This is a genomic window from Pseudocolwellia antarctica (assembly GCF_049933045.1).
GTDB lineage: Bacteria > Pseudomonadota > Gammaproteobacteria > Enterobacterales > Alteromonadaceae > Pseudocolwellia.
Genome location: NZ_CP187926.1, coordinates 1,807,987 through 1,819,840, shown reverse-complemented (window position 1 = coordinate 1,819,840; position 11,854 = coordinate 1,807,987). Strand labels below are relative to the sequence as shown.

Here is an 11,854-nt window from a genome sequence, read left to right as displayed (position 1 = left end):
TTTTAATCGTTAACTACACATGAGCGCTAATCTTAAATCTTTCCTACATAACCTGAACTCGGTTTAAGGTGTTTTTAATTCATTGAAATTATTACTAATAAAAATTTAACTTATACTCTAGCTTGATAGTTTTTCTTTTTCAAGGCAAATTTCGCGTCAATAGCTAGCCTATTGCAAGTAAATTTAACGATGAAGCAAGTGAAAGTCGCTGTTAGAGAAGAATATATTAAGCCGAGCTCAGATTATATAGTGAATAATCTTGTTTAGCTCCTTTCTTGTTTAGTCCGATATTTCCTTTAAATAATTAAAAATCATTTATATCAATTGAGTTATTTAGTTGTATGAACACAAATAATCTTATAATATAATTGGACAGACCAATATAAGGTTTCTTTCTTAAGAAATACAATATTGGCTACTAACGCATAATGTTAGTAGTACGACTGTTTTAAATAATAAATATTATTGTATGGAGATTAAGCATGTTAGAAACTTGGCGCTGGTTCGGCCCAAATGACTCAGTTACCCTTAGCCACATTAAACAAGCTGGCGCAAAAGGGATCGTTACATCTTTACATCAAGTACCGACTGGAGATGTTTGGACATTACCTGATATTTTAGCGCATAAAAAAATTATCGAAGATGGTGATTTAGAATGGTCTGTTATTGAAAGTGTACCTCTTCATAATGACATTAAATTACGTACAGGTGATTTCGAAAAACATATCGAAAACTATAAAACCACGATTAAAAATGTTGGTGAAGCGGGCATAAAAACTATTTGTTATAACTTCATGCCTGTAGTTGATTGGACTCGTACTAACTTATCTTATGCGTTACCTAATCAAGCTAAAGCATTACGTTTTGAAATGTCAGACTTTGCTGCATACGATGTTTATTTATTAGAACGTGAAAATGCCCATTTAGATTACTCTGCTGACTTACTAGCTAAAGCGAAAAAACGCTTTGACTTAATGTCATCAGAAGAGAAAAAACTATTAGAAGAGAATATCATTGCAGGTTTACCTGGTGGTGAAGGCTCTTATTCTAGAGAAAGCATAAGAGAAGCTATTGCTGAATTTATCCAGTTGGGTAATGAGGGAATGCGTCGTAACCTTATCTTATTTTTAGAAGCTATTATTCCAACAGCTGAATCTGTTGGCGTGAAAATGTGTATTCATCCAGACGATCCACCGTTTTCATTATTTGGTTTACCACGTGTAGTTTCTACTGCTGATGACGCTAGACAATTGCTTAATGCGGTTCCTAGCAAATCAAATGGTTTAACACTATGTGCAGGTTCATTTGGTGCTCGTTGTGATAATGACTTAGTAGCAATAGCAAAAGAATTCGCAGCTCAAATTCACTTTGTTCATCTACGTAATGTTAAGCGTGAGAGTGATGGTTCATTTTATGAATCTGAACATCTTGATGGCGACAACGACATGATTGGTCTTATCAATGCATTATTAGATGAGCAAGAACGTCGTAAAGCTGAAGGTCGTTTAGATGACCTCATTCCAATGCGTCCAGATCATGGTCATTTGATGAGTGACGAGCTAACTCGCGATGGAATAAACCCAGGCTATTCATTTGCTGGTCGTTTGAAAGGTTTAGCTGAGCTTAGAGGTGTAATTGTAGCCTTGTCTTCTATTCGTACTTAATATTGTACTGATATATAAAGAATAATATAAAAAACCCAGTGCATAACACTGGGTTTTTTATTATCTGAATTTAATTTACGAGATAAAACTTAAGGGTAATATTTATGAATCAAATGAGACTTTGTAACTAGCGATTCATTAAGCTTATTTTTATTAACATTCGCTTCATCTTATTAGTTTAAGAGTCAGTTAATCGACTTAATCTGATACCAGCATAATATAGGCGTTAGCTACTTCATCTAAATGCATCTTCATCGCTAAACTTGCTCCTTTACCATCTCTTCTAGAAAGGTTTTCAAGAATATTGTAATGAGCTTTACTGTTAGAGTTAACACCATGATTTCTTATCTTCTTAGCAAAAACTCTACTAACTTCAGATGAATCTCTAAGTTCCCATAACCATTCTATCATTGTTGATATTGCACTATTTCTACTTGATTGGGCGATAAGTAGATGAAACTTTCGGTCGAAGCTTTCTGCTTCATCGTATCTGTTTTGACGTAAAAGCGTATCTATCTGTTCTAAAAAACTTCTCAGTTGTAATAGCTCTTCATTACTGATGCGATTAGCGGCTAGTTCAGTTGCCTGACTTTCTAGCACATTACGTGCTTCCATGATCTCTAATGGCCCTGGAGCATCTTCTTTTATTAATGAGCTTTTTATTTTATCCGATTTAATAACATAAACACCTGAACCTGCTTTAATCTCAACTAAACCTGAAATTTCCAGCGCGATAAGTGCTTCTCTTATTGTTTGTCTGCTTACATCAAATTTAGAAGAAAGTTCACGTTCAGCAGGTAACCTTGTACCGACGAGTAATTTTTCATCTTTGATGAGTTGCGCTAAATTATTAGCTATTTGTAAATAAAGACGAGTCGTATTTTGTTGTGGTACGGAACTAGTATTATTGATACTTGTAATTGTCAAAGTATTGCCTTTAAATTGGACTGACCAAATGATAATATCACTATAATTAGGATCAATTTAGCTTTTTGACAAGTAAACATCAACATTAAGTTATTTAACTGTTTATATATCAGTTACCAAATTGGTGAAGCCAGATATTATTAATGAGTTAATTAATATTAAGGTCAGTTATATGTTTAATAGGTTTACAGAAAAATTCATCATCATTAAAAAACAGCTAAGTTCAAATATTATAAAAGTATTAGTACAAGATCCTATCTCTAATTTCTTAACCTATCACTTAGCCAAAAGGCTTGTAAATTAGGAGTGTTTTAATGCAAACCAAACGTTTAAATGCGGCTTTAGTTGAAGAGTTACAACTTACGCAAAAGCCTGTTTCAGAAGCAAGGTCAGTAAAACAGATAGTTCATTTAGGGCTAGGCGCTTTTCACCGTGCACACCAAGCTGTTTATACAGAGCAAGCCAATGGCTTATCTCAAGATAACTGGTCGATTATCGGTGTATCATTAAGAAGTCCAACCGTACGAGACCAACTTGTTCCACAAGACAGCTTATATTCAGTGATAGAAACAGACATTACGGGTAATACGCACAACGTTATATCAGTAATTAAAGACGTTTTAGTTGCACCAGAAAATCCAGCAGCGGTACTTGCTGCAATGGCGCAAACCAATACAGAAATTGTATCACTTACTATTACTGAAAAAGGCTATTGTCACGACCCAGCAAGCGGTAACCTTGATAAAAACAATACAGATATTCAAGCAGATTTAGCACAGTTAAGCTCACCTAAAACAGCGATTGGCTTTTTAGTCAGTAGCTTAAAGGCTCGATACGAACAGAATTTAGCGCCTTTTACGGTACTGTGTTGCGACAACTTACCGAGTAACGGAAAAACCTTAGGTAAAATCGTTGTACAGTTTGCTCAGTTGATTGACCCTAAGTTAGCCCAGTGGATAGAGACCAAGGTTCCTTTCCCTAATACTATGGTAGACCGTATCGTACCGGCGACAACTGAAGCTGATATTAACGAATTTACCGAGCAAGCCGGCTATCAAGATTTAGCGATGGTGAAAACTGAACGTTTTAGTCAATGGGTGATTGAAGACAACTTTGTCGCATCGAGACCTGCTTGGGAAAAGGTTGGAGTTAGCTTAGTCGCTGACGTAGAGCCCTTTGAAAACGCTAAATTAAGATTACTTAATGGTGCACATTCATCATTAGCTTACTTAGGCTTTTTACGTGGTTATGATTACGTCCATCAAGTGATGCAAGATAAAGACCTAGCAGACTTCTTGAAAAACATGATGCAAAACGAAATCATTCCAACGATAGAAGCACCAGAAGGCATGGACTTGATTGCCTACAGCAATGAACTCTTACAACGTTTCTCAAACCCAGCGTTAAATCATCGTACGTATCAAATAGCGATGGATGGCTCACAAAAAATGCCACAGCGTTTATTACATACTATTGAAGACAAACTTGCTCAGGACGGTTCGTTAGATAGTTTATGTTTTGCCGTAGCAGGGTGGTTACGTTACACCATGGGCTTTGACTTAAAAGGTGATCCCATTGAAGTACAAGATCCATTAGCTAATGAACTTTTAAAGATACAACAAGATAACGCTGGTGATATCGATAAGCTTGTTGATGGATATTTAAATTTCGATAAAGTATTTTCAACAACATTAAAAAATTCAGATGTATTCAAAACCAAGTTGAAACATTACTTGGGTATGATACTTATTAATGGTATTGAGCAGTCATTACAAACCTTATTAGCGGAATAGAATATAAACTTGAACGTGATAATTTCCACTAATAGTCATTTTTCTGTAATCAATAATAGGTTATTGATACAAGATAATTAGACTAGCAGCTTATATATGTAAGCTGCATAAAAAGAAAAGACGAGTTTTACTCGTCTTTTTTGCGTTTTAGAGATTAGATACTTATAAAAGAGCATGCTTTAATCTTATCTCTTATAAATAAGCTCTACTATATAGGTCTACAACTTCATCTTTTTTACTTCTAACTAAGGGAACCCAACTGAACCGTTCGAGTTTAATTCTTATATAGTAGATAACGTATAAAATAGATAAATTAACGCTTAATAAAGATCATCTTATTAAAATAAATCAGCTCGTATATGATTATGATCGATGTATCGGTGTGATTTTAGTCATAGATAAGTTGATGGCCGTAAAGTTTGGACAAAAAAATAGTACTTATATCTAAGTTTTTTCTATTTCATAAAGAATATAAAGCCCTTAAAGAGAAAAACTATTCTCCTTATTATTAAACTAGCGACCAATAATTCATGATGTTGAAGCCTATTAAAGGTTTTTATCAGTAATTTTTAACTAAATAGATAATAATTAATCTGAGAAACATTAAAACTAAGGTCTTACTTTCCTGTTTTCTTCCTATAAAACCATATTTCAATATTGTTTATATCTGTTATCCACCTTGAATTTGCATGATTTTTGAATGATTTGATTGTTTAATAAACGCTTTCAAATTAAATTCAAATAATTAACAAAAAACAGTTGACGGGGCGGCTCAAATCCTTAAAATGCGCTCCACTTCTTAAGGGAAACCAAGAGAAGCTAAGTATAGGAAATACTTGTTTCACTTAATATGGATAGCGAAGTGAGAGTTTTGGACTGTTTAGTTAAGGGTAAATGATTAATTGAACATGAGATAACTTAGAATTTGATTTGAAATTAAATCAAAAGAATTCAAAAAGTTGTTGACATCAAAACTGAGTTGCGTAGAATGCGCATCTCGCTTCAGGCAAGGCCTGCAGCAACAAGAGCTTAACGAATGCGATTAACCTCTTTATTCTCAACGAGAATATTTCTTTAACAATTAGTTATCATGCAATTTGTGTGAACACTCACATTAAGATTGATTTTACATAGTCGGCCTTTTTACTTGATATTTATATCAGTGTTTAGGAAGACGTAAAACAGCTTATGTTGAATGTCACACAAAAAAGTATCATTTGATATTTATATCAAATCATACGTTTTATGTAGTTATCTACTTATGTAGGTAACACGACAGAATTCATTGAGCAGTAACACATCGCTTACGATGAGGTTACACAAACGATTTATAATTGAAGAGTTTGATCATGGCTCAGATTGAACGCTGGCGGCAGGCTTAACACATGCAAGTCGAGCGGTAACAGAGAATAGCTTGCTATTCTGCTGACGAGCGGCGGACGGGTGAGTAATGCTTGGGAATATGCCTTATGGTGGGGGACAACAGTTGGAAACGACTGCTAATACCGCATAACGTCTACGGACCAAAGGAGGGGATTCTTCGGAACCTTTCGCCATTTGATTAGCCCAAGTGAGATTAGCTAGTTGGTAAGGTAAAGGCTTACCAAGGCGACGATCTCTAGCTGGTTTGAGAGGATGATCAGCCACACTGGGACTGAGACACGGCCCAGACTCCTACGGGAGGCAGCAGTGGGGAATATTGCACAATGGGCGAAAGCCTGATGCAGCCATGCCGCGTGTGTGAAGAAGGCCTTCGGGTTGTAAAGCACTTTCAGCGAGGAGGAAAGGTTAGTAGTTAATAACTGCTAACTGTGACGTTACTCGCAGAAGAAGCACCGGCTAACTTCGTGCCAGCAGCCGCGGTAATACGAGGGGTGCAAGCGTTAATCGGAATTACTGGGCGTAAAGCGTGCGTAGGTGGTTTGTTAAGCAAGATGTGAAAGCCCCGGGCTCAACCTGGGAACTGCATTTTGAACTGGCAAACTAGAGTTTTGTAGAGGGTAGTGGAATTTCCAGTGTAGCGGTGAAATGCGTAGAGATTGGAAGGAACATCAGTGGCGAAGGCGGCTACCTGGACAGAGACTGACACTGAGGCACGAAAGCGTGGGGAGCAAACAGGATTAGATACCCTGGTAGTCCACGCCGTAAACGATGTCAACTAGCCGTCTGTAGACTTGATCTGTGGGTGGCGTAGCTAACGCGCTAAGTTGACCGCCTGGGGAGTACGGCCGCAAGGTTAAAACTCAAATGAATTGACGGGGGCCCGCACAAGCGGTGGAGCATGTGGTTTAATTCGATGCAACGCGAAGAACCTTACCATCCCTTGACATCCTACTAAGTTACTAGAGATAGTTTCGTGCCTTCGGGAAAGTAGTGACAGGTGCTGCATGGCTGTCGTCAGCTCGTGTTGTGAAATGTTGGGTTAAGTCCCGCAACGAGCGCAACCCCTATCCTTATTTGCTAGCGCGTAATGGCGAGAACTCTAAGGAGACTGCCGGTGATAAACCGGAGGAAGGTGGGGACGACGTCAAGTCATCATGGCCCTTACGGGATGGGCTACACACGTGCTACAATGGCAAGTACAGAGGGCAGCAATACCGCGAGGTGGAGCGAATCCCACAAAGCTTGTCGTAGTCCGGATTGGAGTCTGCAACTCGACTCCATGAAGTCGGAATCGCTAGTAATCGTAGATCAGAATGCTACGGTGAATACGTTCCCGGGCCTTGTACACACCGCCCGTCACACCATGGGAGTGGGTTGCAAAAGAAGTGGCTAGTTTAACCCTTCGGGGAGGACGGTCACCACTTTGTGATTCATGACTGGGGTGAAGTCGTAACAAGGTAACCCTAGGGGAACCTGGGGTTGGATCACCTCCTTATCTTGAAGTAAAACGTTTTAATGGAATTTACATGCAAATGTACTTTCTGAGTGTTCACACAAATTGCCTGATAACGAAATAGAAGAAATTTGAATACAATAGGTCTGTAGCTCAGCTGGTTAGAGCGCACCCCTGATAAGGGTGAGGTCGGCAGTTCAAGTCTGCCCAGACCTACCAAATTTCTTCTTTAAAGAAAGAGACCAAATTTAACGTATCTCAACGTGTAAAGTGAGATGATTTAAATTTGGTTTTTTAAACCAAATTTTTCAGTCGAATGCGTACTGGAAATTGATTCTTTAACAATCTGGAAAGCTGATATAAATACCGGTATTTATATAGCACTCAACGGTGTCGCGCTGTTGTTTGTACGTTATAAATACCAAGCTGTTGTTACTTCTTTTATCGGGAAGTAATAATGGTGATTATGTTTCCTCCTCGGAAATGTAATCAACCCGATAAAACCGTAAGGTTTTATCAACTCTTATTCAAGACACACTTTGTGTGCGTGAAAATGTCAGACTTTACAATTGGGAAGGTTTTGTCACCTTCTTGTACTGAATGATCTTTCGAGACTATTTAGGGTTGTATGGTTAAGTGACTAAGCGTATGTGGTGGATGCCTTGGCAGTTAGAGGCGATGAAGGACGTGTTAATCTGCGAAAAGCTCAGATAAGGTGATAAAAACCGTTATAGTCTGAGATGTCCGAATGGGGAAACCCACCCGTCGTAAGGCGGGTATCGTTAAGTGAATACATAGCTTAACGAGGCGAACCGGGAGAACTGAAACATCTAAGTACCCCGAGGAAAAGAAATCAACCGAGATTTCGTTAGTAGCGGCGAGCGAACGCGAATTAGCCCTTAAGTGGTTTGTAAGTTAGTGGAATCTACTGGAAAGTAGAGCGATACAGGGTGATAGCCCCGTACACGAAAATAAACTTACCATGAAATCGAGTAGGTCGGCACACGTGAAACGTTGACTGAACATGGGGGGACCATCCTCCAAGGCTAAATACTCCTAACTGACCGATAGTGAACCAGTACCGTGAGGGAAAGGCGAAAAGAACCCCTGTGAGGGGAGTGAAATAGAACCTGAAACCGCATACGTACAAGCAGTGAGAGCTAGATTTAGTCTAGTGATTGCGTACCTTTTGTATAATGGGTCAGCGACTTATATTTTGTAGCAAGGTTAACCGAATAGGGGAGCCGTAGCGAAAGCGAGTGTTAACTGCGCGTTTAGTTGCAAGGTATAGACCCGAAACCCGGCGAATCTACCCATGGGCAGGTTGAAGGTTGAGTAACATCAACTGGAGGACCGAACACACGTATGTTGAAAAATGCGGTGATGACTTGTGGGTCGGAGTGAAAGGCTAATCAAGCCGGGAGATAGCTGGTTCTCCCCGAAATCTATTTAGGTAGAGCCTCGCACGAACACCATTGGGGGTAGAGCACTGTTAAGGCTAGGGGGTCATCCCGACTTACCAACCCTTTGCAAACTCCGAATACCAATGAGTGATATGCGGGAGACACACTACGGGTGCTAACGTCCGTTGTGAAGAGGGAAACAACCCAGACCGCCAGCTAAGGTCCCAAAGTACTAGTTAAGTGGGAAACGATGTGGAAAGGCATAGACAGCTAGGAGGTTGGCTTAGAAGCAGCCATCCTTTAAAGAAAGCGTAATAGCTCACTAGTCGAGTCGGTCTGCGCGGAAGATGTAACGGGGCTAAACTAGTCACCGAAGCTGCGGATTTGAACTTAGGTTCAAGTGGTAGGGGAGCGTTCTGTAAGCCGTTGAAGGTGTGTTGTAAAGCATGCTGGAGGTATCAGAAGTGCGAATGCTGACATGAGTAACGATAAGGGGAGTGAAAAACTCCCCCGCCGAAAGACCAAGGTTTCCTGTCCCATGTTAATCAGGGCAGGGTAAGTCGGCCCCTAAGGCGAGGCGGAAACGCGTAGTCGATGGGAAACAGATTAATATTTCTGTACTTCTATATATTGCGAAGGAGGGACGGAGTAGGCTAAACAAGCACGGCGTTGGTAGTCCGTGTGAAAGTAAGTAGGTGGTTGTCTTAGGTAAATCCGGGACTTCATTTAAACACTGAGATACGAGACGAGACTCTACGGAGTTGAAGTTGTTGATGCCATGCTTCCAGGAAAAGCTTCTAAGCTTCAGATATATAGGAACCGTACCCCAAACCGACACAGGTGGTTAGGTAGAGAATACTAAGGCGCTTGAGAGAACTCGGGTGAAGGAACTAGGCAAAATAGTACCGTAACTTCGGGAGAAGGTACGCTCTCTCGTGTGAAACCCTTGCGGTGTAAGCACAGGAGAGTCGAAGTAACCAGGTGGCTGGAACTGTTTATTAAAAACACAGCACTGTGCAAAATCGAAAGATGACGTATACGGTGTGACGCCTGCCCGGTGCCGGAAGGTTAATTGATTCGGTTAGTCCTCGGACGAAGCTGATGATCGAAGCCCCGGTAAACGGCGGCCGTAACTATAACGGTCCTAAGGTAGCGAAATTCCTTGTCGGGTAAGTTCCGACCTGCACGAATGGCGTAATCATGGCCACACTGTCTCCACCCGAGACTCAGTGAAATTGAAATTGCGGTTAAGATGCCGTATACCCGCGGCTAGACGGAAAGACCCCGTGAACCTTTACTATAGCTTGACAGTGAACATTGCTCCTACATGTGTAGGATAGGTGGGAGGCTTTGAAGATGTGTCGCCAGATACATTGGAGCCAACCTTGAAATACCACCCTTGTATGCGTGATGTTCTAACCTAGGGCCCTAATCGGGCTTGGGGACACTGTCTGGTGGGTAGTTTGACTGGGGCGGTCTCCTCCCAAAGAGTAACGGAGGAGCACGAAGGTTGGCTAAGTATGGTCGGACATCATACGGTTAGTGCAATGGCATAAGCCAGCTTAACTGCGAGACAGACACGTCGAGCAGGTACGAAAGTAGGTCATAGTGATCCGGTGGTTCTGTATGGAAGGGCCATCGCTCAACGGATAAAAGGTACTCCGGGGATAACAGGCTGATACCGCCCAAGAGTTCATATCGACGGCGGTGTTTGGCACCTCGATGTCGGCTCATCACATCCTGGGGCTGAAGTCGGTCCCAAGGGTATGGCTGTTCGCCATTTAAAGTGGTACGCGAGCTGGGTTTAGAACGTCGTGAGACAGTTCGGTCCCTATCTGCCGTGGGCGTTTGAGAATTGAAGAGGGCTGCTCCTAGTACGAGAGGACCGGAGTGGACGAACCGCTGGTGTTCGGGTTGTTATGCCAATAGCATTGCCCGGTAGCTACGTTCGGAACTGATAACCGCTGAAAGCATCTAAGCGGGAAACAGGCTTTGAGATGAGTTCTCACTGGAGCTTTAAGCTCCCTAAAGGGTCGTTGGAGACTACAACGTTGATAGGTCAGGTGTGTAAGGACTGCGAGGTCTTGAGCTAACTGATACTAATTGCCCGTGAGGCTTAACCATACAACACCTAAATAGTTTTGGCTATGAAGTGAATTGTATGAAGTTTGACAAAATTACCGAGAGGTAGGTGTAGGAATACACCATCGCGTATATAAAATGTGCGAATAAGAGATTAAAATGTATTTATATTGAACATTGTATAGGACGTCCATCGCTCCTTGCCATCCATGGCATTGCGATATTAGTACATCCTGTACGTCAGCTTTCTAAGATTTTAAATCTTGTTAATTATTTACGTAGGTAAATAACATAATGACAAAGCAGCAATAGAGCGAGAAGTGGAGTTGAGTTTACTCAATGAGCATCGCAGAGATTGCAGCAATGAAGTCAGTATGGCATTTAACAAGTACAATTTTTGTCTAGCGACAATAGCGACATGGCCCCACCTGATCCCATTCCGAACTCAGAAGTGAAACGTGTTAGCGCCGATGGTAGTGTGGGAGTTCCCATGTGAGAGTAGGACATTGCTAGGCTTCTAACTCAAAAAAAAGGCTATCCTAACGGATAGCCTTTTTTGTGGGTAAAATAAAATGGACCTAATGACTTGGTTGGTCATAAGTGATTATTGTTCTTCATGTATAAATAAGCATATTCGTGTGCGTTAACAGGTCGCCGCTCTTGCACATCTCGACAACTGCTCCTGCGTTATTCTCATCCTTTATATCCATGTAAATCCTGTGCTCACGGCATTAGTGCATCTCGGTAATTACTCCTGCATTAGCCTAACTAGCTACATCCATGTAGGGACTACACGTCATTGCTAGGCTTCTAATTCAAAGAAAAGGCTATCCTAACGGATAGCCTTTTTTGTGGGTAAAATAAAGTGGAGCTAATGAATGAGTTGGTTAAAATGTATTGCTGTTATTTTCTCTAATGCGAACGTACGTTTAATTCTACGGACCTAATCACTTCATTATTATGAAACAAGCACTGTGCTTACGCCTTCAGTTCATTCTATTAATGATTATTTAGGGTTTTGATTCATAAAATTGAATTGAAGGCTCTGTAGGTTTATTAGGCCTGATTAATAATAGTTATTTGTTCTGTCTGATATCTGACAATTAAAATAGTAGTGCTTTAGATATGCTGGGAAATGGTGCTTATAGG

At 40.6% G+C, this 11,854-nt stretch carries 3 protein-coding genes, 1 tRNA gene and 3 rRNA genes; 6 read left to right on the top strand and 1 reads right to left on the bottom strand.

Annotated elements, in window-relative coordinates; genetic code table 11:
* Nucleotides 1–482: 482 nt before the first annotated feature.
* On the top strand, nt 483–1,664 hold the full coding sequence (uxuA, locus tag ACPUVN_RS07950; protein ID WP_426357129.1) for a mannonate dehydratase: 1,182 nt from the start codon (nt 483–485) through the stop codon (nt 1,662–1,664).
* Nucleotides 1,665–1,862: 198 nt separating this feature from the next.
* Here uxuA and ACPUVN_RS07945 read toward each other — a convergent pair whose 3' ends face one another.
* Nucleotides 1,863–2,591 (bottom strand): FadR/GntR family transcriptional regulator, encoded by a 729-nt coding sequence (locus ACPUVN_RS07945; protein ID WP_304368086.1) that lies wholly within the window; start codon nt 2,589–2,591, stop codon nt 1,863–1,865.
* A 314-nt stretch (nt 2,592–2,905) separates the two neighbouring features.
* Between ACPUVN_RS07945 and ACPUVN_RS07940 the strand changes: the two genes are divergently transcribed.
* From ACPUVN_RS07940 to rrf, 5 genes are all read left to right on the top strand, one after another.
* A complete protein-coding gene (locus ACPUVN_RS07940; protein WP_426357130.1) occupies nt 2,906–4,384 on the top strand; it encodes a mannitol dehydrogenase family protein in 1,479 nt (492 codons plus the stop codon).
* 1,331 nt (nt 4,385–5,715) lie between these two features.
* Nucleotides 5,716–7,262 (top strand): 16S ribosomal RNA (locus tag ACPUVN_RS07935).
* Nucleotides 7,263–7,362: 100 nt separating this feature from the next.
* A tRNA-Ile gene (locus ACPUVN_RS07930) sits at nt 7,363–7,439 on the top strand.
* Between the two features lie 411 nt (nt 7,440–7,850).
* Nucleotides 7,851–10,747, top strand: a 23S ribosomal RNA gene (locus tag ACPUVN_RS07925).
* A 358-nt stretch (nt 10,748–11,105) separates the two neighbouring features.
* A 5S ribosomal RNA gene (gene rrf, locus ACPUVN_RS07920) occupies nt 11,106–11,220 on the top strand.
* Together the 16S, 23S and 5S rRNA genes with 1 tRNA gene alongside form the textbook arrangement of a ribosomal RNA operon.
* The last annotated feature ends 634 nt before the right edge of the window (nt 11,221–11,854 follow it).

Excerpts from the sequence above, each read along its gene's own strand:
- uxuA (WP_426357129.1), top strand. The coding sequence starts at position 483 with ATGTTAGAAACTTGGCGCTGGTTCGGCCCAAATGACTCAGTTACCCTT.
- ACPUVN_RS07940 (WP_426357130.1), top strand. The coding sequence starts at position 2,906 with ATGCAAACCAAACGTTTAAATGCGGCTTTAGTTGAAGAGTTACAACTT.